20 protein-coding genes are annotated in these 21382 nt (G+C 73.1%); 7 read left to right on the forward strand and 13 right to left on the reverse strand.

What is annotated here, in order from left to right:
- The first annotated feature begins 2 nt into the window (after positions 1-2).
- Positions 3-1157, forward strand: coding sequence for a phosphotransferase (locus tag ACFQQJ_RS01400; protein WP_377103308.1), 1155 nt, complete (start codon positions 3-5; stop codon positions 1155-1157).
- 70 nt (positions 1158-1227) lie between these two features.
- Positions 1228-1482 (forward strand): hypothetical protein, encoded by a 255-nt coding sequence (locus ACFQQJ_RS01405; RefSeq protein WP_377103310.1) that lies wholly within the window; start codon positions 1228-1230, stop codon positions 1480-1482.
- A gap of 56 nt (positions 1483-1538) precedes the next feature.
- Here ACFQQJ_RS01405 and ACFQQJ_RS01410 read toward each other — a convergent pair whose 3' ends face one another.
- From ACFQQJ_RS01410 to ACFQQJ_RS01440, 7 genes are all read right to left on the reverse strand, one after another.
- The gene (locus ACFQQJ_RS01410) at positions 1539-2207 is read right to left on the reverse strand and encodes a response regulator transcription factor (RefSeq protein ID WP_377103312.1); all 669 of its coding nucleotides are present in this window, start codon (positions 2205-2207) and stop codon (positions 1539-1541) included.
- On the reverse strand, positions 2204-3637 hold the full coding sequence (locus ACFQQJ_RS01415; RefSeq protein ID WP_377103314.1) for a sensor histidine kinase: 1434 nt from the start codon (positions 3635-3637) through the stop codon (positions 2204-2206). The genes ACFQQJ_RS01410 and ACFQQJ_RS01415 overlap by 4 nt, the downstream gene beginning before the upstream one ends.
- Before the next feature lie 32 nt (positions 3638-3669).
- Complete coding sequence (locus tag ACFQQJ_RS01420; RefSeq protein WP_377103316.1) at positions 3670-4089, reverse strand: heat shock protein transcriptional repressor HspR; 420 nt, start codon at positions 4087-4089, stop codon at positions 3670-3672.
- Positions 4086-5225 (reverse strand): molecular chaperone DnaJ, encoded by a 1140-nt coding sequence (dnaJ, locus tag ACFQQJ_RS01425; RefSeq protein WP_377103318.1) that lies wholly within the window; start codon positions 5223-5225, stop codon positions 4086-4088. The genes ACFQQJ_RS01420 and dnaJ overlap by 4 nt, the downstream gene beginning before the upstream one ends.
- 16 nt (positions 5226-5241) lie before the next feature.
- Positions 5242-5814: a nucleotide exchange factor GrpE gene (gene grpE, locus ACFQQJ_RS01430; RefSeq protein ID WP_377103320.1), complete on the reverse strand. Its 573-nt coding sequence runs from the start codon at positions 5812-5814 to the stop codon at positions 5242-5244.
- Positions 5811-7664 carry a molecular chaperone DnaK gene (gene dnaK / locus ACFQQJ_RS01435; RefSeq protein WP_377103322.1) on the reverse strand — a complete coding sequence of 618 codons (1854 nt, stop codon included), beginning with the start codon at positions 7662-7664 and terminating at the stop codon, positions 5811-5813. Before dnaK ends, grpE begins: the two co-directional genes overlap by 4 nt.
- A 143-nt stretch (positions 7665-7807) precedes the next feature.
- Entirely contained in the window at positions 7808-8746 is a 939-nt protein-coding gene (locus ACFQQJ_RS01440) for a hypothetical protein (protein ID WP_377103324.1), read from the reverse strand.
- 114 nt (positions 8747-8860) lie between these two features.
- On the opposite strand from ACFQQJ_RS01440, the gene ACFQQJ_RS01445 reads away from it, so the two are divergent.
- Positions 8861-9520 (forward strand): HAD family hydrolase, encoded by a 660-nt coding sequence (locus tag ACFQQJ_RS01445; RefSeq protein WP_377103326.1) that lies wholly within the window; start codon positions 8861-8863, stop codon positions 9518-9520.
- Entirely contained in the window at positions 9517-10452 is a 936-nt protein-coding gene (locus tag ACFQQJ_RS01450) for a proline dehydrogenase family protein (RefSeq protein ID WP_377103328.1), read from the forward strand. The genes ACFQQJ_RS01445 and ACFQQJ_RS01450 overlap by 4 nt, the downstream gene beginning before the upstream one ends.
- Positions 10453-10888: 436 nt before the next feature.
- Here the strand turns inward: ACFQQJ_RS01450 and ACFQQJ_RS01455 are convergent, their stop codons facing one another.
- Entirely contained in the window at positions 10889-12043 is a 1155-nt protein-coding gene (locus ACFQQJ_RS01455; protein WP_377103330.1) for a trans-sulfuration enzyme family protein, read from the reverse strand.
- Positions 12044-12186: 143 nt separating this feature from the next.
- Here ACFQQJ_RS01455 and ACFQQJ_RS01460 point away from each other — a divergent pair, with 143 nt between their 5' ends.
- Genes ACFQQJ_RS01460 through ACFQQJ_RS01470 form a run of 3 tightly spaced genes read left to right on the forward strand, consistent with a single transcriptional unit; the run spans position 12187 to position 14501 of the window.
- Positions 12187-12615 carry a CBS domain-containing protein gene (locus tag ACFQQJ_RS01460; RefSeq protein ID WP_377103332.1) on the forward strand — a complete coding sequence of 143 codons (429 nt, stop codon included), beginning with the start codon at positions 12187-12189 and terminating at the stop codon, positions 12613-12615.
- Complete coding sequence (locus ACFQQJ_RS01465) at positions 12596-13093, forward strand: aminoacyl-tRNA deacylase (RefSeq protein WP_377103334.1); 498 nt, start codon at positions 12596-12598, stop codon at positions 13091-13093. Before ACFQQJ_RS01460 ends, ACFQQJ_RS01465 begins: the two co-directional genes overlap by 20 nt.
- A gap of 43 nt (positions 13094-13136) precedes the next feature.
- Positions 13137-14501, forward strand: a complete 1365-nt coding sequence (locus ACFQQJ_RS01470) for a protealysin inhibitor emfourin (RefSeq protein WP_377103336.1) — start codon at positions 13137-13139, stop codon at positions 14499-14501.
- Positions 14502-14548: 47 nt separating this feature from the next.
- Here ACFQQJ_RS01470 and ACFQQJ_RS01475 read toward each other — a convergent pair whose 3' ends face one another.
- From ACFQQJ_RS01475 to ACFQQJ_RS01495, 5 genes are all read right to left on the reverse strand, one after another.
- On the reverse strand, positions 14549-15916 hold the full coding sequence (locus ACFQQJ_RS01475) for an NAD-dependent succinate-semialdehyde dehydrogenase (protein ID WP_377103338.1): 1368 nt from the start codon (positions 15914-15916) through the stop codon (positions 14549-14551).
- Positions 15916-17313: an aspartate aminotransferase family protein gene (locus tag ACFQQJ_RS01480; RefSeq protein WP_377103340.1), complete on the reverse strand. Its 1398-nt coding sequence runs from the start codon at positions 17311-17313 to the stop codon at positions 15916-15918. Before ACFQQJ_RS01480 ends, ACFQQJ_RS01475 begins: the two co-directional genes overlap by 1 nt.
- A 14-nt stretch (positions 17314-17327) precedes the next feature.
- Positions 17328-18815: a CoA-acylating methylmalonate-semialdehyde dehydrogenase gene (locus ACFQQJ_RS01485; RefSeq protein WP_377103342.1), complete on the reverse strand. Its 1488-nt coding sequence runs from the start codon at positions 18813-18815 to the stop codon at positions 17328-17330.
- Positions 18816-18897: 82 nt separating this feature from the next.
- Entirely contained in the window at positions 18898-20298 is a 1401-nt protein-coding gene (locus ACFQQJ_RS01490; protein WP_377103344.1) for an NAD(P)/FAD-dependent oxidoreductase, read from the reverse strand.
- A gap of 555 nt (positions 20299-20853) precedes the next feature.
- Positions 20854-21345, reverse strand: a complete 492-nt coding sequence (locus tag ACFQQJ_RS01495; RefSeq protein WP_377103346.1) for a phosphoribosyltransferase — start codon at positions 21343-21345, stop codon at positions 20854-20856.
- Positions 21346-21382: the final 37 nt, after the last annotated feature.

The following is a 21382-nucleotide window of genomic DNA, read 5'->3' on the forward strand; positions in this document are numbered from 1 at the left end:
GGGTGGACGACCTCACGGCGGCGGCAGCCCTCCTGCGATCCACGGACGCGGGAGGGCTGCTCGCGGCCGCCCTCACGGGCGGGCCGGAACCCGCAGGGTTCACGGCAGCGCTCACCGACTGGCACTACCGCCCGGGCGCGGAGGTGACCGCGGGGTACCGCGTCGGGTACGACACCCCGGGCGGCCACGTCGTGGAACACCTGTTCGCCACCACGTCCGCCGTCGGAGCCCCCGCGGCGGTGCTGGCCCGGGGGGCGTCGCGGTTCGCCGTCTGGCGCCATCCCGACGACCCCCGCCTGCCGGGCCTGGCCCCGTCCTGTGACCCCGCGACCGTGATGGGGTGGCTCGGCGTCCGTCCCGAACGGTTCGACCTGTCGCTGCTGGGCTACCGGCCGCTGCGCCGGGCGGTCCTGCGCGCCACGGCGGACGCCGACGTGGCCTATCTCAAGGTGCTGCGGCCAGGGCGGGCCGACGCCCTTGCCGAACGGCAGGGGCTCTTCGCCGGTGCGGGCCTCACGCCCGCGCTGCTGTCCCGGCCCGCGCCGGGCGTGCTGGTCACGCCGGCCGCGGGCGGGCGTCCCCTGGCCGCGCACCTCGCCGACCCGGGGCTCGGGCTGCCGGGTGCCGGCGACCTGCTCGCCCTCCTCGACCGGCTGCCCCCCGGCCTGGTGTCGCTGCCCCGGCGCGCGCCCTGGGCAGAAAGGCTCGACTTCCACGCCGCCACTGCTGTCGACCGCCTCCCCGACGCCGCCGGTCGGGTCGGCGCACTGCGGACGCGGCTCGAGCGGGTCCTCGCCACCGCACCCGTCGGGCCCACCGTGCCCACCCACGGCGACCTCCACGAGGCCAACATCATGGTCGAGGACGGCCGGTTGTCGCTGATCGACCTGGACGCGGCCGGCCCCGGCCACCGGGAGGACGACCTGGCCTGCCTGCTCGCCCACCTGGCGGTTCTCCCGTCGCTGTCGCCCGGCCACTACGCGGCGGTGCCCGCGCTGCTGGAGGCCTGGTGGGAGGCCTTCGCCGCAGCCACGCCCGAGCCGGCGGCGCTGGCGGCGCGCGTGTCCGCCGTCCTGCTCAGCCTGGTCGCCGGGGACGCCGGCCAGGCGGCGACCCGGCTCGCGTCGGCCGAGCAGTGGGCCGGCCGCGCAGCATGAGAGAACCCTCACCGGCGGGCCCTTCAGTGGTCACCGGCCGGCGGCTACGGTGAACGGAGGAGGAGGACGGATGAGGATCACGGCGACCACGGCCTGGGCCGTCTCGGGTGCGCTCGGGGTGGCGACCTTCGCCACCGGGCTGCTGGTGACCGGGAACGGCGAGGCCGCGGAGCCGCCTGCGCCGCGTCCCGCGGTCACGGTCTCCGGCACAGCGCTCCCGGGCGAGAGCCCGACGGCCCGTCCCTCGGCCGACCCCACCGACACCGACGACACCACCGGCCCCTCGCCGGTGTCCCCGCCGAGTGCGGAGACGCCGGACGACTAGGAGTCACCGGTCGGCAAGCGTGGCCGCCCAGCGGGGAGTCGCCGCGACCTCACCGATCACGACGGGGAGACCAGGCGATAGCCCATCCCGCGGACGGTCTCGAACCGCTCCGCCCCCAACTTGCGGCGCAGGTAGCGGACGTAGACGTCGACGACGTTCGAGCCCGGGTCGAAGTCGTAGCCCCACGCCCCGGACAACAACTGCTCCCTGCTGAGCACCATCCCCGGGTTGCGCAGGAACATCTCGGCGAGGGTGAACTCGCGCGCGGTCAGGTCGACGCTGCGCCCGGCCACGTCCGCGCGACGTGTCCGCAGGTCGAGCGACAGGTCGCCGTGGGAGAGCACGAGCGACGGGTCGGGCACGCCCTCGGTGCGCAGACGCAGCTGGATCCGGGCGAGGAGCTCCTCGAAGGCGAACGGCTTGGGGACGTAGTCGTCCGCGCCCGACTGCAGCCCCTGGACGCGGTCGGCCACCGAGGAGCGGGCCGTGAGCATGATCACCGGCATCGTGGCACCCTGGCCGCGCAGCCGGGCCAGCACCTCGAACCCGTCGATGCCGGGCAGGCCGACGTCGAGCACCACGAGGTCGATCTGCTCGCCGAGCGCCAGCTCGACCGCGGCCTCCCCGGAGGACTCGACCAGGGTCGTGAAACCCGCGGCCCGGAGCCCCTTCGCCACGAACGCCGCGATCCGCGGCTCGTCCTCGACGATCAGGATCTGGCTCATCCGTCCTCCTCCGTCCGCACGGGCACCACCATGCTGATGCGGCTGCCCCGTCCGCGTTCCGACTCGATCTCCACCCGGCCGCCGTGCGCCCGCGCGATCGCCGCCACGATGGCCAGGCCGAGTCCGCTCCCGCCGGCCGCCGACCCGCGTTCGAAGCGCCGCAGGACGCGCTCGTGGTCGGCCGGGTCGATGCCGGCGCCCTCGTCCCGGACCCACAACCGGGCCTGCTCCCCCTCGATCCTGCTGCCGAGGCCGACTGTGCTGCCGTCCGCGGAGAAGCGGACGGCGTTCGCCGCCAGCTGCAGCCACGCCTGCGCCACGCGTTGCGGGTCGAGCACCACCTCCGCCTCCGCGAGCTCGTCGAGCACCCAGTGACGGGGGCCGAGCGCGGTCGCCTTCACCAGGGTCTCGTCGGTCAGCCGGGCGAGGTCCGTGGCCTCGGGCTGCATGAACTCGGCCCGCTCGGCCTTCGCGAGGGCGAGCAGGTCGTCCACGAGGCGACCCATCCGGTCGGCCTCGTCGAGCACGAGCGCCCGGGTGGCGGCGACGTCGTCGGGGTCGTGGGGGTCGAGCAGTTCCAGGTGCCCGCGCATGATCGTCAGTGGCGTCCGCAGCTCATGGCCCACGTCGTCCAGCAGGGCCCGCTGTGCGCCGACGGCGCCCTCGAGCCGGTCCAGCATGCTGTTGAAGGTCTCCGCGAGGGCGGACACGTCGTCGGCCCCCCGCACCGGGATGCGCGCGCCGAGGTCGGTTTCGGAGATCTCGTCGGCCGTCCGACGCATCCAGCTGATGGGCTCGAGCAGCCGTCCCACCAGCAGCCAGATGAGCAGGCCGACCAGCAGCAGCGACCCGACCGCCACCAGGACGAAGCTCCGCGACACCTCGCCCAGGAGCGCCTCCTCCGCGCCGAAGTCGACCGCGCGGACGAGGGCCCCGGACGGGGCGGCGTCCCCGAACCCGACGGGCACCACGAGGTAGCGGTAGTCGCGCAGGGACGTGGCCAGGGTGCCCTGGCTGATCGTCGAGGCACTGGCGAGCGGCAGCACGGCCGCGACGAACTCGGGGTCGTCCTCGAGCCTCAGCTCGACGCCGGACTGGGCGGCCCAGCGCACCCGGCCGTCGACGATCCCCAGGACGCCTTCGGTGGGGGCGAGGACCGACCGCTGGACGGCCACGCGCAGCAGGGGTTCCGCCGCGGCGAACCGGGCACCGGTCGCGGCATCGAGCCCCTCGGTGGCGAGGGCGCGGAACTCGTCGGCCGCGCGCCCCAGTTCCGCGGCGACGCGCTCCTGGGTGAGCGCGTGGCCCCGGTTGTAGACGATGACCCCCGACAGCAGGAGGGCGAGCCCGGTGAGCACCACGACGGCGGCGATCACTCGCGCGCGCACGCTCCAGGCGGGACGCAGCGGACCGGGGACGGAGCGGGGCACGCCGCCCAGTCTGCCCGAGGACCGAAGCGGGTTCAGGCCGGCGGCAGGGCCAGCGGACGCCGCAGCCGCGCGCGTCCGATGTGCACCGGCCCCCCGGCCTCCGCGGTGAACAGCCGCGATCCCTCCGGCAGCAGCTGGAGCTCCTGCACGACCTCGGCGAGCCGCGTGAGCTGCTGGCGCAGCCCGTCGAGCTCCGCCTCCAGCGCGAGGATCCGGCGCACGCCCTCGAGGTTGATGCCCTCGTTCTGGGACAGGTACTGGATGTGCCGCAGCTTCGCGATGTCGCGCAGCGAGTAGCGGCGGCCGCGCCCCCGGGTCCGGCCGGGCACGACCAGGCCGAGCCGGTCGTAGCCGCGCAGCGTCTGCGGGTGCATCTCGGCCAGCTGGGCCGCGACGGAGATCACGAAGATCGGGGCGTCGGCGTCCAGCCGGTCCGGCAGTCCCGCGGTCACCGGTGGCCCTCGAGCAGGTGGGCGCGCGGGTCGCCGCCGCCGGCCAGGCTCTGGAACTGCGCGAGCGCGGCCCGCGCGTCCTCCGACAGGTGCTTGGGCACCTGCACCTCGACGGTGACGAGCAGGTCGCCGTCGGCCGCCCCGCCCTTCACCCCGCGACCGCGGACGCGGAACGTCCGCCCGTTCGGGGTGCCGGCCGGGACCTTCAGCCGCACCGGGCCGTCGTCGAGGGTGGGCACGGAGATCTCCGCGCCGAGCGCTGCCTCGGCGAACGTCACCGGGACCGTCACCGTGAGGTGGTCGCCCTTGCGCCCGAACACGCGGTGGGGCCGGACGTGCACGAGCACGTACAGGTCACCGGCCGCGCCGGAGTTCTCGCCGGCGCCGCCCTTGCCCTTGATGCGGATGCGCTGGCCATCGGTCACGCCGGCGGGGATGCGCACCTGCATGCTGCGGGTGGACTGCCCCCGTCCGCTGCCGGCGCAGGTGGGGCACGGGCTCTCGACCACCATGCCGCGGCCCCGGCACTCGCGGCAGGGCTCGCTCACCGCGAACACCCCGCCGGACGTGGACGTCTGCATGCCGCTGCCCTGGCAGGCGCGGCACACCGTGGGCTGGGTGCCCGGGCGGGCCCCCGTCCCGTGGCAGGTGGGACAGGCGGCGTCCGAGGTGGTCTGCATGGTCACCGTGGAGCCGGCGAGGGCGTCGGCGAAGTCGATGGTGACCTCGCCCTCGATGTCCGAGCCCCGGCGCGGGCCGCGGCTCGTCCGGCGGCTGGTGCTCCCGCCGAACAGGTTGCCGAACAGGTCGGAGATGCCGGAGTCGCCCGTCGCGTTGCGGAACAGGTCCTCCATGGACGGGCCGCCCTGCCCGGCGCCGGGGAAGCGGAACCCCCCGCCGCCGAACAGCCGGCGCGCCTCGTCGTACTCCTTGCGCTTGGCCGGGTCGGACAGGATCGCGTTGGCCTCGGAGATCTCCTTGAACCGTGACTCCGCGCCGGCGTTGTCCTTGTTCTGGTCCGGGTGGTACTGCCGGGCCAGCTTGCGGAACGCCTTCTTGATGTCCTCCGGCGTGGCGTCGGAGGCGACGCCGAGCACCTTGTAGTAGTCCTTCTCCAGCCAGTCCTTGGTACTCATCGCGCCTCCTCTCCTCCTACTCGGGGTTCGCGACGCCCACGCGGGCCGGTCGCAGCACCCGGTCGTTCAGCCTCACGCCGCGCTGCATCACCGCGGAGATCGTCGGTTCGCTGACCTCTCCCTCGTACGGCATCTGCATCAGGGCGTCGTGCACCTGCGGGTCGAACGGCTCACCCACCTCGCCGAAGGTCTCCAGGCCGTACTTGGCCGTGATCTTCTCCAGCTCGTCGGCGACCAGCTTGAACCCGCCCACCAGTTCGGCGTGCTCGCGCGCGGCCTCGACGCTGTCGAGGACGGGGAGGAGGTCGAGCACGACCGCCTCGATCCCGCCCTGGCGCGACAGTGCCCGGTCGCGGTCCACCCGCTTCTTGTAGTTGGCGTACTCCGCGTGCAGGCGCTGGAGGTCGGCGGTCCGCTCGTCCACCAGCTCCTGCAGTTCGGCCACCTTGGCGTCCAGGACCGGGGAGGCCTTCGCCTCCAGCGGCTCCTCCGCACCGTCCCCGCCGGCCTCGCCGTCGGGCACGTAGCCCTCACCGGGCTCGGGCACCAGGCCGTCCTCCGGCTCGGGCATCGTGTCGGATCCGCTCACTTTTCCTTGCCGTCCTCATCCACGATCTCGGCGTCCACCACGTCGTCGTCCGCGGCCGCGGGGCCGGAGCCGGCGTCGGACGGGGCGGAGGCCTCGGCCTGCTGGGCGGCCTGGGCGGCCGCGTACATCGCCTGGCCCATGGTCGCGGCCTTGGTGTTGAGGTCGTCCATCGCCGCCTTGACCGCGTCGTTGTCGTCGGTCTTCAGGGCTTCCTTCAGCGTGGCGAGGGCCTCGACGACGGGCGCCTTGGTGTCCTCGGGGAGGGTCTCGGCGTTGTCGGCCAGCAGCTTCTCGGTGCGGAAGGCGAGGTTGTCGGCCTCGTTGCGCATCTCGACCGCCTCGCGGCGCTTGTGGTCCTCCGCCGCGTGCGCCTCGGCCTCCTTCACCATCCGGTCGATGTCCTCGCGGCCGAGGGCAGAACCGCCGGTCACGGTCATCGACTGCTCCTTGCCGGTGGCCAGGTCCTTGGCGTGGACGTGGACGATGCCGTTGGCGTCGATGTCGAACGCGACCTCGACCTGCGGGACGCCGCGCGGGGCGGGCATCAGGCCGGTGAGCTCGAAGTTGCCCAGGCTCTTGTTGTCGCGGGCGAAGTCACGCTCGCCCTGGTACACCTGGATCATCACCGACGGCTGGTTGTCCTCCGCCGTGGTGAACACCTCGCTGCGCTTGGTCGGGATCGTCGTGTTGCGCTCGATGATCTTGGTCATCACGCCGCCCTTGGTCTCGATGCCGAGGCTCAGCGGGGTGACGTCGAGCAGCAGCACGTCCTTCACCTCGCCCTTCAGCACGCCGGCCTGCAGGGACGCGCCCAGTGCCACGACCTCGTCGGGGTTGACGCCCTTGTTGGGCTCCTTGCCGCCGGTCAGCTCCTTGACCAGGTCGACGACGGCCGGCATGCGGGTCGAGCCGCCCACCAGGATCACGTGGTCGATCTTGCCGATCGAGGTGTTGGCGTCGGCGATCACCGCGTTGAACGGCGCCCGGCACCGGTCCAGCAGGTCCTGGGTCAGGCGCTGGAACTCCGCGCGGGTGAGGCGCTCGTCCAGGTGCAGCGGGCCCTCGGCACCGGCCGTGATGTAGGGCAGGTTGATCGCGGTCTCCTGGGCGCTGGACAGCTCGATCTTGGCGCGCTCGGCCGCCTCCTGGAGGCGCTGGCGGGCCATCTTGTCCTTGCTCAGGTCGATGCCGTTCTTGTTCTTGAACTGGGTCACCAGCCAGTCGACGACGCGCTGGTCCCAGTCGTCGCCACCGAGGCGGTTGTCGCCCTTGGTGGCCTTCACCTCGAAGACGCCCTCGGCGATCTCCAGCAGGGACACGTCGAACGTGCCGCCGCCGAGGTCGAAGACCAGGATGGTCTGCTCGACGTGGCCCTTGTCCAGGCCGTAGGCCAGCGCCGCGGCGGTCGGCTCGTTGATGATCCGGTCGACCACGAGGCCCGCGATCTCGCCGGCCTCCTTGGTGGCCTGCCGCTCGGCGTCGCCGAAGTAGGCCGGGACGGTGATCACCGCGTTGGTGACCGGCTCGCCCAGGTAGGCCTCGGCGTCCCGCTTCAGCTTCATCAGCACCCGCGCGGAGATCTCCTGCGGGGTGTACTTCTTGTCGTCGATGTCGACGGTCCAGTTGGTGCCCATGTGACGCTTCACCGAACGGATCGTGCGATCGACGTTGGTGACGGCCTGCCGCTTGGCGACCTCACCGACCAGGACCTCCCCGCCCTTCGCGAAGGCGACCACGGACGGCGTGGTGCGCGAGCCCTCGGCGTTGGGGATGACGGTGGGTTCGCCGCCCTCGAGAACGGCGACGACAGAGTTGGTGGTGCCGAGGTCGATGCCGACTGCTCGTGCCATGGTGTACTACCTCCGGTTGAGTCTTGGACGGGGTTGAGCTTAGCACGCTCAACTCCACAGATTGAGTTCACCAGACTCAACTGTGGGTCGCCTGGGGGTATTCCCTGATCGCCCTGTCACCGTCGCCGACCCGGCACGGCGGGTCAGCCCGGAAGGCCGACGTCGCCGAGCATCGCCTTCGTGAGCTGGACGATGACCGGGAAGGAGTGCCACAGCTGGTGGCCGAGTCCGTCCACCGTGATCGTCGGCCCCGGAACACCCCGCTCGCAGAGCAGTTCGTGCAACCGGTCGTAGTCGCGAAGGCGGCACAGGGAGCTCCGCGAGCCACGCACCAGCGCGACCCGTGCGAGCTCGACCGCGTCCAGCCCGTCGAGGAGGCCCTGGGTGGCCAGCACCTGCGCGATCGCGACCAGGTCGACCGGGGAGTAGCGCACCGACGGCTCGCGCTCCTGCGCCCTCCGGGCGGCGACAACCCACTCGTGGCCCTTGTTCGTGGCCAGGACGCGGGGCATGCGCCCCCAGTCGGCGAGGTTGTGGGCCTGGAGCGCGGCGATGTTGCGCTCGGTGATCGCCACGGGCTCCACGAGGTTGAGGCCCTCGATCGGCCCCCACTCCCCCAGCACGGGCAGCGACGCGACGGCCAGCGAGCAGCCCGTCGAGTAGCCGAGCACCTGCAGGTACTCGGTGTTGCCGACGTCACCGACGTCCAGCGCCTCGCGGACGTAGGCGAGATTCAGCTCGGCCCACGCCTCGATGCGCCCCCGGAGCATCTCCTTGCGGATCGTCCGCGGGATCGGGTCGGCGAACCTGCTCATGCCGGGGATCTCGGTCACCACGACGGTCAGCGACGTGGCGTCGGCGAGGTGCGCGCACTTCGCGATCTCCCATGGCCCGAGGGTGGTGTTGAACCCCGGGAAGTACACGAGAACCCCGGCCGGCTCCGGTGGGGTCGCCACCAGCGCGTCCAGCGGCGCGAGCCCGCGCGGACGCAGGGTGTGCTGCCGCACCTGGATCGCGGGGCGGGGCCGGACGGCGCGCCCGTCGGCGGTGATCACCAGCCGGGGTCGCGCGACATCGTCCACGGGTTCGATGGTAGCGACGCCGCGAGGGCCCCGGGCATCCCCGGCCACCGCCGGGGGCGGGCGCGGGCCGGACCCGGTTCGCCGCGCTCCGTCCCAGGGGTGAGAATGGCGGGCATGAGCGCTGTGGTGTTCGACATGGACGGGACGCTGACCGACACCGAGCACGTCTGGGACGTGGTGCGGCGCGGCCTCGCCGAGGCCGAAGGGCGCCCCTGGCCGGCCGAGGCGAGCAGGGCGATGATGGGCATGTCGACCCAGGAGTGGTCGGCCTACCTCAGCGACGTGGTGGGCCTGGAGGGGGATGCGGACGACGCCGCCCGCCGCACGATCGGCGCGATGGTGGCCCACTACGAGGCGGGGCTCGACCTGCTGCCCGGGGCGGTCGCCGCCGTCCGCAGGATGGCCGGGCGCTGGCCGGTGGGACTGGCCAGTTCGTCCCCGAGAGTCCTGATCGACGCCGCCGTCCACGCGATGGGCCTGGACGGGGTGTTCGGCACCACGCTGAGCACGGAGGAACTCCAGGCCGGCAAGCCGTCGCCGGACGTCTACCTCGAGGCCTGCCGCCGGCTCGGCGCCGACCCGACCCGGTCGGTCGCGGTCGAGGACGCCCACAACGGCATCCTGTCCGCCCGTGCCGCCGGGCTGGCCGTCATCGCCATCCCCCCGCACTTCAACCCGCCTCCCGCGAAGACCCTCGCCCTCGCCGACCTCGTCCTCGACTCCCTCGACGAGCTCACCGCCGACCGCGTCGCCGACCTGCTGGAGGCACGATGATCGCCGACCTGGTGCGGCGCGGCCTGCTGGCCGCCTCTGGCAGCGCCCGGCTGAAGGCGTTCGCGCTGCGGCTGCCGGCGACGGCGGCGCTCGTGGCGCGCTTCGTGCCCGGCGAGAGGGTGGAGGACTGCATCGCCGCGGTGCGCCGGCTGGCCGCCGACGGGCTGCGGGCCAGCATCGACGTGCTCGGGGAGGACACCACGAGCCCGGCGTTGGCAGAGGCCGTCCGGGACGCCTACCTCGGCCTGCTCTCGCGGCTGGAGGAGGAGGGCCTCGCCGCGACCGCGGAGGTCTCGGTCAAGCTGACCGCGCTCGGCCTGGCGCTGCCCGGCGGGCGAGAGCTCGCGCTCGCCCACGCCCGCGAGATCTGCGCGGCGGCCGCCCGGGCCGGCACGACGATCACGGTGGACGCAGAGGACCACACGACCACCGACGCGACGCTGGGGATCCTCGCCGAGTTGCGCCGCGCGTACCCCGACGCCGGCGGCGTGCTCCAGGCGTACCTCCACCGGACGCTCGACGACTGCGTCCTTCTCGCGGGGCCCGGCTCGCGGATCCGCCTGTGCAAGGGCGCCTACGCCGAGCCGGCAGAGGTCGCCCACCAGACGCGGGAGGAGGTGTCCACCTCCTACGTCGCCTGCGCGCGCACGCTGCTGGCAGGGGAGGGCTACCCGATGTTCGCCACGCACGATCCGGAGATGGTGGCCGCGGTCGGCGAGCTCGCCCTGCGACACGGCCGGGCGCCGGGCAGCTACGAGTACCAGATGCTCTACGGGATCCGGTCCGACGAGCAGCGGCGGCTGGCCGCCGCCGGCCACACCGTGCGCGTCTACGTCCCCTTCGGCACCGACTGGTGGGGCTACCTCGTCCGCCGCCTCGCCGAGCGTCCCGCCAACCTGCTGTTCTTCCTGCGCGCGCTGTTCAGCCGCTGACCGCCACCGGTTCGGCCGGAGCGCGGGCGGGTAAGGGGAGCCTCGCGGCGCTGCCGCACCGTCGGGGTGGCAGGAACTCCCCTGCCGCCCCGGACAGCCCCCGCGTTACGGTGGGGGCAACGATCGGGAAGGGCGGACCATGGAGGCGGCGAAGGGAGCGCGGGCGCTCGGTGGGTGGGGCCGTGGCCCCGGATGCTCTTGTCCGGCGTGTCCGTGGGACGTGTCCCCGAGCCCGGCGCGGGGCCTGGCGTGAGCGGCATTCGATGCGGGCGCTGCATCGCCCGGGACCACGACGGCTGCGTCGGGAGCATCCGGATGGGGCCGGCCAGGGCCACGTACGTCTGGCACTGCGACTGCGGCTGCCATGGTGACGCCTCCGGACCCACCAGGCCGCCCGGCGCTGCCCTGCCCCCGCCGCGCTGAAGGCCCGCCCGGGTCAGGCGTCGAGCGCCCGGTCCAGCCCGTTCCTCAGGTCCGCGACCAGGTCGGCGGGGTCCTCCACGCCGAGGCTGAGCCGCAGCATGCCCTCGGTGATGCCCGCCCCGGCCCGCAGTTCCGGCGGCATCGCGGCGTGGGTCATCGTGGCCGGGTGCGAGATGAGCGACTCCACCCCGCCGAGGCTCTCGGCGAGACAGAAACACTCCATCCCGTCCACCAGCGCCCGGACGGCGGCCTCGGTGCCGACGTCGAACGTGACGATCGCGCCGTAGCCGTCCATCTGACGGGTGGCGAGGGCGTGCTGGGGATGCGTGGGCAGGCCCGGGTAGTGGACGGCGGTGACGGCCGGGTGGGAGACCAGCAGGTCTGCGACGGCCGCGGCGTTGGCCTGGGCGGCCGCCATCCTCAGGTGGAGCGTGCGGAGGCCGCGCAGGGCGAGGTAGGAGTCGAGCGCGCCGCCCGTGACACCGAGCGTGTTCGCCCACCAGGCGAGTTCGTCTGCGACCTCGCGGGTCCCGGCGACGATCGCCCCCGCGACGACGTCGCTGTGGCCGTTGAGGTACTTCGTCGCGGAGTGCACCACGACGTCCGCCCCGAACTCCAGCGGACGCTGCACCGCGGGGCTGGCGAAGGTGTTGTCGACCACCACTCGTGCCCCGGCGGCGTGGGCGGCGGCGCAGGTGGCCGCGAGGTCGGTGACCCGCAGCAAGGGGTTGGACGGCGTCTCCAGCCACACCAGGTCGGCGCCGGCCAGGTCGTCCAGCGCGCGGGGGTCGGTGAAGTCGGCCAGCCGCAGCACGAGCCGGCCGGTGCGCTCGAGGGCGTCGAAGAGGCGCCAGGACCCGCCGTAGGCGTCGAAGGCGGCCACCAGCGTGCCCCCGGGGGGCAGCAGGCCGAGGAGGGTGGCCGTGACGGCCGCCATCCCGGAGGCGGTGATCACGCCGCCGGCGCCGCCCTCCAGCTGGGCGACCGCCGAGGCCAGCACGCTGCGGGTGGGGTTGGCGGACCGGCTGTAGTCGTACTCGCCGGGCCGGCCGATGCCGGAGAAGGCGTAGGTCGTCGACAGGAACACCGGGGGCACCACCGCGCTGTGCGCCGGGTCGATGTTGATCCCCGCCCGCACCGCCCGCGTCCGCGGGCGCTGCTCCGTCATGCGGGCCTCCCGCGGAGTTCGGGGGAGCGCAGCGGAGGAGGCGAACTCCGTCGGGTGCTCATGCCCGCAGACCCTACCAAGAGGCACTTGCCGCACTGGGCAGGCTCTGGTGCTGGAGGGCCACGGCGGGTAGCGTCCGAGCCATGAAGATCGAGGACATCATCCGCAAGAAGGGCGCGGACGTGGTGACGATCACTCCGGCCGCCACCGTCTCCGACCTGATCGACCTGCTGGGCAGGTTCAACATCGGCGCCGTCGTGGTCAGCGAGGACGGGTCCGCCATCAACGGGATCGTCAGCGAGCGCGACGTCGTCCGGCACCTCGCCACCGACGGTGCCGCCGTGCTCTCGCAGCCGGTCTCGGCCATCATGACCGCCGACGTGAAGACCTGCAGCGCAGAGGACAGCCTCGAGTCGACCGCGCACACCATGACCTACTCCCGCTTCCGGCACCTGCCGGTCGCCGAGGACGGGAAGCTGGTCGCGATCATCTCGATCGGTGACGTCGTGAAGTACCGCATCGACCAACTCACCGACGAACGCAACCACCTGCTTGAGTACCTCCACACCTGAGCCGGACGCCGTCCCGGCAGCGCCGGCGGAGGCCGCACTGGCCGCCGCCGGCATCGCCTACCGCGTCGTGCGCCACCGCAGGGCGTCCTCGCTGGCCGAGGCCGCTGCGCTGCGCGGCATCAGCCCCGCCGACATCGTCAAGACCCTCGTCGTGCGCCGCGGTGACGACGACTACCTGTTCGTTCTCGTGCCCGGCGACCGCCAGATCTCCTGGCCGCTGCTGCGTGCCCACCTCGGGGTGAACCGCCTCTCGCTGCCGGACGCGGCCGCTGCCCAGGCGGCCACCGGCTACGAGCGCGGCACGATCACCCCGTTCGGTTCGACGCGGCCGTGGCCGGTGGTGGCCGATGCCACGATCGCCGGGCGCACCATCTCGCTCGGAGCCGGCGAGCACGGGGCCACGGTGCTGGTCGACGCGGACGCGGCCCTGGCCGCCCTCGGCGCCGGCCTGGCGGACATCTCCGAGCCCGCCGGGTGAGGCCTGCGGTGCGGCTGTCGGTGGGCGCGGGCATGCTGGGAGCATGACCCACCCCTGGGGGCTCGCGGCCCACATCGTCCCGCCGTTCCTGCTGCGCCACCTCGCCGAGAGCGACGCGGCGATCGCACCGCTGGCACGCCTCACCCTCGACGCCGACGCCCACCAGCGCAGCGCGCGGGCCTCCGGGCACGGCGCTGCGCCCACGGTCCGCCCGCCGGGTGCCGCCGCACCCGCCGGCCCGTCCCGGGAGGTGGCGGACGCCGGCGGCACCGAGCAACTCCCGGGACGCACCGTCCGTTCGGAGGGTGCACCCGCGACCGGTGACGCCGCCGCGGACGAGGCCTACGACGGCTTCGGCGCCACCTGGCGGCTCTTCGACGAGGTGTACGGGCGCAACTCGATCGCCGGCGTCGGGCTGACGCTCCGCGGCACCGTCCACTACGGGCGGGGCTACCAGAACGCGTTCTGGAACGGCTCGCGCATGGTGTTCGGCGACGGGGACGGGGAGATCTTCGGGCGCTTCACCGCCAGCCTCGACGTGATCGGCCACGAACTCACCCACGGCGTCGTCGAGCGGACGGCCAACCTCACCTACTCCGGCCAGCCGGGTGCCCTGAACGAGTCGATGGCCGACGTGTTCGGCAGCCTGGTGGCGCAGTACGCCGCCGGGCAGGACGCGGGCGAGGCCGACTGGCTGATCGGGGCCGACCTGCTGCTCCCCGGGGTGAAGGGGACGGCGCTGCGCAGCATGCTGCACCCCGGGACCGCGTACGACGACCCCCGCCTGGGCCGCGACCCGCAGCCGGACCACATGAGCGGCTATGTGCGCACCACCGACGACAACGGCGGGGTGCACTACAACTCGGGCATCCCCAACCGGGCGTTCGCCCTGGCCGCGACCACCATCGGCGGCCCGGCGTGGGAACGCGCGGGTCGGGTCTGGTACGACGTGCTCACCGGGGGCGACCTGCGCTCCGGCAGCGGCTTCGAGGAGTTCGCAGCGCTGTCCGTCGCGGCCGCACTCGCGCGGTACGGGGACGGGGCGGAGGCGGCCGCGATCCGGGCGGCGTGGCAGGCGGTCGGCGTCATCGGTGCGCCGGCGTCACCCGGCGCGCCGGCCGGTGTCGACCCCCGCGCCGAGTTGCTCGTGCGCCGCACCGGGGGCGTGGCGGGCATCGTCCGCGAACGCCGGACGAGCCTCGCCGACCTGCCGCGCGGCGACCGGAGCGCGTGGTCGGGGCTCCTCGCCGGCCGCACGCTGCCCCGCCTCGCCGCCACGGGCAGCCCGGTCCCGGACGCGTTCTGCTACGGCGTCGTGTGCCGGGACGCCGACCTGGACGTCGAGGTCGCCGAGCACGTCCTGCCTGAGGAGGTCCGGGCACTGCTGGAGCGCACGCTGCGCGGCTGACCGGGGCGCGGGCCCACCGGCCCCGGCCGAGCCACGGCGTGGCCGGATCAGGCGATCCGGATGAGCTTCTTGTTCACGAACTCGGTGGCGCCCAGCCGGCCCATCTCGCGGCCGAACCCGCTGCGCTTCACGCCGCCGAAGGGCAGCTCGGCCCCGTCGGCCAGCACGCAGTTGACGAACACCATCCCGGCGTCGATCTGGTTGGCCACCCGGTCGACCTGCGCGGGGTCGGTGGAGTACAGGTAGGAGCCCAGACCGAACGGGGTGTCGTTGGCCACCGCGACGGCCTCGTCCTCGTCGGCCACCTCGTAGACGAGGGCGACCGGGCCGAACATCTCCTCGTAGAAGATGTCGCTGCCGCGCGGGATGCCCGCGATGACCGTCGGGGCGAAGAACGCGCCGTCCCTCGTGCCGCCCAGCAGCAGCTGCCCCCCGGCCTCCACTGCGCGGCGCACCTGGTCGGCCAGCCCCTCCGCGGCCCCCAGCGAGGAGACCGGACCGAGCTCGCAGCCCTCGCTGAACGGGTCGGTCGCCTCGACCTTCGCCATCGCCGCCACGAGCTTCTCGGTGAACGCCGGGTAGAGCTCCGAGACCACGATCGCCCGCTTGGGCGCGTTGCAGGACTGGCCGGAGTTGTCGAGCCGGCCGGCCACCAGGTCGGCGACCACCGCGTCCAGGTCGTCGGTGGAGAGCACGATGAACGGATCGGTGCCACCCAGCTCGAGCACGACCTTCTTCAGGTGCCGGCTCGCCTGCTCGGCCACCGCGATGCCCGCCCGCTCCGAGCCGGTCAGCGAGACGCCCTGCACCCGGGGGTCGGCGATCACGCCGGCGATCTGGTCGGTGCCGGCGAAGATCATCTCGAACGCACCCTCGGGGGCCCCGGCGTCGGCGTAGATCTTCGCGATCAGCTCGCCGGTCTGGGGGCACTGGGACGCCGGCTTGAGCAGCACGCTGTTGCCGATCGCCAGGTTGGGACCGGCGAACCGTGCCACCTGGTAGAAGGGGAAGTTCCACGGCATCACGCCGAGGATGACCCCCAGCGGCGCGTTGCGGATGACGGCGGAACCGGTGCCGGCACGCAGCCCGATCGGCTGGTCGGCCAGCTCCTCCGGCGCGATCTCCGCGTGGTAGCGGTAGATGTCGGCGGCGAAGTCCACCTCGCCGTAGGCCTGTGCCAGCGGCTTGCCCATCTCCTTGACCAGCGCGGCGGCGAGCTCGTCGCGGCGCTCGGCGTGCAGGTCGCCGATCCGGCGCACCAGCTCGGCCCGCTCGGCGATGGTGCTGCTGCGACCCCAGCCGCGGGTGGCAGCGTTCGCCCTGCCGATGGCCTCGGCGAGGTCCGCGTCGCTGATCTGCGGGTACTCGGCCAGCACCTCGGACGTGGCCGGGTTGGTCACTGCGTACTTGCTCATCATGCCTCCATCGCTTGGTCGGTGAGTGTGAGTGCTTCGTCGATCACGTCGAGGCCGCGGGTCAGCTCTGCCTCGGTGATCACCAGGGGCGGCGCGACGTGCGTCCGGTTGTAGTGGATGAACGGCCACACCCCGCCGGCCTTGCAGGCCGCGGCGAAGGCCGCCATCGGCGCGTTCTGCGCCGGGGTCGGGTTGAACGGCACCAGCGGCTCCCGGGTGCCGGTGTCGCGGACCAGCTCGACGGCCCAGAACAGGCCGCGTCCCCGCACGTCCCCGACGGACGGGTGGGTGTCCAGCCACCCCCGCAGGCGGGGCTCCACGACTCGGTCGGACAGGTCCCGCACGTGCTCGAGGATCCCGTCGCGGCGGAACACCTCGAACGTGGTGACGCCGAGCGCGCAGGCCAGCGGGTGGCCGGAGTAGGTGAGGCCGCCGTAGAACACCCTGTCGGTGAAGGTGTCGGCGATCGCCTCCGAGATCACCACGCCGCCCAGCGGCACGTAGCCGGAGTTCACGCCCTTCGCGAAGGTGATCAGGTCGGGCCGCGTGTCGAAGCCCTGGAAGCCGAACCACTCGCCGGTGCGGCCGAAGCCGGCCATCACCTCGTCGGCGATGTAGACGATGCCGTGGCGGTCGCACAGCTCCCTCACCCCGGCCAGGTACCCCGGCGGCGGCACCAGGATGCCGTTGGTGCCGACGATCGTCTCCAGGATGATCGCCGCGATCGTGGCCGCACCCTCAAGGACGATCACCGACTCCAGGTGCTCCAGCGCGCGGGCGGTCTCCTCCTCCGGGCTGGAGGAGTGGAAGGGCGAGCGGTACGGGTAGGGCCCGAAGAAGTGGACGACGCCACTGGCCGCGGCCTCGTTGGCCCAGCGGCGCGGGTCGCCGGTCAGCCCGATCGGGGTCCCGACCCCCCCGTGGTAGCTGCGGTAGGTCGACAGCACCTTGTTGCGGCCGGTCGAGTGCCGCGCCAGCCGGACGGCGTACTCGTTCGCGTCCGCGCCGCCGTTGGTGAAGAACACCTTGGTGAACGGCTCGCCGGCGACCTCGACGATCAGCCGCGCCAGCTCCGAGCGCACGTCGTTGGCCATGCCGGGCTGGATGGTGACCAGCCGGTCGGCCTGCCGGTGCAGGGACGCGACCAGGTCGGGGTGCTGGTGGCCGAGGTTCAGGTTCACCAGCTGCGACCCGAAGTCGAGGTAGCTGCGCCCGGTGTAGTCCCAGAAGCTCGCCCCCTGCCCGCCGGCGACCGGGAGCGGGTCGATCGCGCCCTGGGCGCTCCAGGAGTGGAAGACGTGGCCACGGTCGTTCGCCCGTACCACCGCCTCGGCCTCGGGATCGGGCAGCGGCCTCACCGCGTTGTCCAGGCCGACGTAACTCGGCTGCTCACTCATCCGGCTCACCCCTCTCAGTGGTTGCTCGGGAAGCCCAGGTCGACCTGCGACTCGCTCGGCTCCGGCCAGCGCGACGTGACGACCTTGCTGCGGGTGTAGAAGTGCACGGACTCCGGGCCGTAGATGTGCGCGTCGCCGAACAGCGAATCACGCCAGCCGCCGAAGGAGAAGGCCCCCACCGGCACGGGGATCGGCACGTTCACCCCCACCATGCCCACCTCGATGTCGACCTCGAACTGCCGCGCGGTGCCGCCGTCGCGGGTGAAGATCGCTGTGCCGTTGGCGTAGCGGTTGGCGTTGACCAGCGCGACGGCCTCGGCGTAGCTGCCCACGCGCGCCACCGACAGCACCGGCCCGAAGATCTCCTCGTCGTACACCCGCATGCCGGGGCGCACCTTGTCGACCAGGCTCACGCCGAGGAAGAAGCCGTCGCCGGCGAACTCCTGCGCTGTGCCGTCGATCACCACGTCCGCCCCCTCGGCCGCGGCGCCGGTGACGTAGGACGCCACCTTCGCGCGATGCTCCGCCGTGATCAGCGGGCCCATCTCGCTGGCGGGGTCGGTGCCGTCACCGATCCGCAGCCGGGCGACCCGCTCGGCGATCCGCGGCAGCAGGGCGTCGGCCGTCGCGTCCCCGACCGGCACCAGGACGGAGATGGCCATGCAGCGCTCGCCGGCCGCACCGTAGGACGCGGAGACCACCGCGTCCGCAGCGGCGTCGAGGTCGGCGTCCGGCATCACGATCATGTGGTTCTTCGCCCCGCCGAGCGCCTGCACGCGCTTGCCGTTGGCGGTGGCGCGGGAGTAGATCGAGCGGGCGATCGGGGTCGAGCCGACGAAGCTGACGGCCCGCACCTCCGGCGCGTCGAGCAGGGTGGTGACCGCCTCGGCGTCGCCGTGCACGACGTTCAGGACGCCGTCAGGCAGGCCGGCCTCTGCGAACAGGCGGGCGAGGAACACCGACGCGGACGGGTCCTTCTCGCTCGGCTTGAGCACGACGGTGTTCCCGCAGGCGATCGCGGAGGCCGTCATCCACAGCGGCACCATGATCGGGAAGTTGAACGGCGTGATCGCCGCCACGACCCCCACCGGCTGCTTGACCGAGTGGACGTCGACCCCCCGGGACACCTGCTCGGAGTACTCGCCCTTGAGCAGGTGGACCAGGCCTGCGGCGAACTCGACGTTCTCGATCCCCCGGCTGATCTCACCCAGCGCGTCGGAGAACACCTTGCCGTGCTCTGTCGTGATGATCGCGGCCAGCTCCTTCGACCGCTCCACCAGCAGCTGGCGCAGGCGGAAGAAGACGTCGGCGCGCTTGATCAGCCCGGTCTCGCGCCAGCCGGGCAGGGCGGCGGACGCCGCCGCGATCGCCTCGCCCACGCGGGCGGCGTCCGCGAAGCCCACCGAGGCGATGCGTTCGCCGGTGGCCGGGTTGAAGACGGGCCCGCTGCGGAGGTCTCCGGTGACCTCCCTGCCGGCGATGATGTGGGGCACAACGGTCATGCGGACGGATCCTCTCTGGGGCTCACGGTGTGGGTGTGGATGGTCGGTGTCGCCGGGGTCGGCGGCCAGGGGGCGGGGGCGCTCACGAATCGAACCCCAGCCCGGCGGCATCGAGGGCGCGCAGCAGCGCGTTGCGGCGTCCCTCGTTGTGGTCGGCGCGGTCCAGCGACCACCGCGTCGCGGCGATGCCGGCGGCGGCGATCGGATCCGGCGGAAAGGGCAGGGGCCGGCGCCGGACCATGGCCAGGGCCGTCCGCTCGGTCTCGGCGCCGGCCAGCAGGTCGAGCATCACGTCGGCGGCGAAGCGGGTGGCGCCGACGCCGAGCCCGGTGAAACCCGAGGCGTAGGCGATCCGGCCGCGGAACGCCGTCCCGTAGAACGCGCAGAACTGGGTGGACGTGTCGATCGCGCCGGCCCAGCGGTGGCTGATCCGGACGCCTTCCAGCTGCGGGAAGGTCGTCAGCAGGTGGCCCGCGAGGCGGGAGAACGTCGCCGGGCGCTCCTCGTACTCGGGCCGGACGCGGCCCCCGGCGTGGTAGACCGCGTCGTAGCCGCCGAAGAGGACCCGGTTGTCCGCGGTGAGCCGGTAGTAGTGGAACTGGTTGGCGAGGTCGGCCACGCCCTGCCTGTTCCGCCAGCCGATCCCGGACAGCCGGGCATCGTCCAGCGGCTCGGTGACAAGGACGTAGTCGTACACCGGGACCGTCATCAGCCGGTTGCGCTTCAGCAGCGGCGGGAACACGTTGGTGGCCAGCGCGACCCGGCCGGCCCGCACCCAGCCGCGCGCGGTGCGCACCACCGGCCGGTCGCCCCGCTCGATTCCGGTCACCGCGGAGTGCTCGTACAACTCGACGCCGAGGTCGTCGGCGACCCGGGCCAGCTCGCGTGCCATCCGGCCGGGGTGCAGCAGCGCGCACCCGCGGCGGTCCCACGACCCGGCCAGGTAGGTCGGCGAGTCGACCTCGGCGCGCACCGACGCCTGGTCGAGGAAGCCGTCATCCCCGGCGAGCCACGCCACCTGGTGGGGCTCGACCGCCACCGACAGCTGCCCGGTGCGCTCGAACTCCACCTGCATGTCGTAGCGGCGCACGGTGTCCTCGATGCCGTCGAGGTTCTCCTCCCCGAGCCGTTCGAGGACGTCGAACTCCTCGGGCCAGCGCCGCCGTCCGTTCTCCTCGCCGTGGGTCAGGCTGGCCTCGCAGAAGCCACCGTTGCGGCCAGAGGCGGCCCAGCCGACCTCGTGGGCCTCGAGCAGCACCACGCTCAGGCCGGGGTCGCGCTCCTTGGCGCGCACCGCCGTCCACAGCCCCGCGTAGCCGCCGCCGACGACCACCAGGTCCGCCACGTGCCCGCCCACCAGCGCCGGGCGCTCGGGCCGGTCGAGCCCGTCCAGCCAGAACACGGCCGGACGGCTGTCGCGCAGCGCCTCAGCGACGGCCCCCGCCGTCGGGCGCCCGCGCTCGAATGCAGTCGAGTGCTGCATTCACCCACCTTTCCAGGGTCACGTTCCGGCCTGACGGCTCTCACGCTACCGCCCCCGTGAGTCAGCCAGATTACGGAATACGCACCACAGAGCACAACCGGCCCACGAATATCGCTGGCCGTTGCCCGTCGCACCAAAGGATTCCTCCGCCACCCCCTCGCCCCGCCCTCTGCGCCGCACCCCCGCCACCAAGCCGCAAAGTGGACCCACACCGCCGACGTCGGCGGTCTGGGTCCACCTTGCGGCGGTTGGTGAGGGTGGCGACGGCACGAGACGACCGCACGGGCAGACGGGCGGCGCCACGCGCAGGCGGGCGGCGCCACGGGCAGACGAGCGGCGCCACGGGGCAGACGAGCGGCGCCACGGGCAGGCGAGCGGCGCCACGGGCTCGGCAGCACGACCAGGACGACGCCGCGGCCAGGACCCCGGCAGGACGCGCGACTGCCCCACCCCGACACGCAACGTGGACCCAGACCGCCGACGTCGGCGGTCTGGGTCCACTTTGGGACCGTTGGGAGGTGGCGGGGTGGAGGGTTGGGCGAGGCGAGGGGGTGCTCAGTTGTCGGTGGAGTGGCCCACCAGGGGCGGCTCGCTCGACCACGGGAAGGAGATCCACTCCGCGGTGCGCTTCCAGACGTAGTCGCACTTCACGACCGACTGGGGCTTCTCGTAGAGCACGGCGGTGCGGGTCTCCGACACGTGGGCCTCGCAGAAGTCACGCACCATCCGCAGCGTCTCGCCGGTGTCGGCGACGTCATCGACGATCAGCACCTTCTTGGCGGAGAGGTCCACCGCTGCCGGCACCGGGGGCAACAGCACCGGGAGCGGCAGCCGGGTGTCGACGCCGGTGTAGAACTCGACATTGATGATGTGCAGGTTCTTGATGCCCATCGCGTAGCTGAGCGTGCCGGCCGGGATCATCCCGCCACGCGTGATCGACATGATCAGGTCGGGCTCGAAGCCGGAGTCGACGACCTGCTGGGCGAGCTGCCGGGCCGCCTTCCCGAAGGTTTCCCAGGTGAGTACTTCGCGGACCGGTTCGCTCATGCGCACATCCTTCCAGAACCACCGGCCCGTCGCGGAA

The organism is Propionicimonas sp. T2.31MG-18 (assembly GCF_964266745.1).
In the GTDB taxonomy this organism is placed as follows: Bacteria; Actinomycetota; Actinomycetes; order Propionibacteriales; family Propionibacteriaceae; genus Propionicimonas.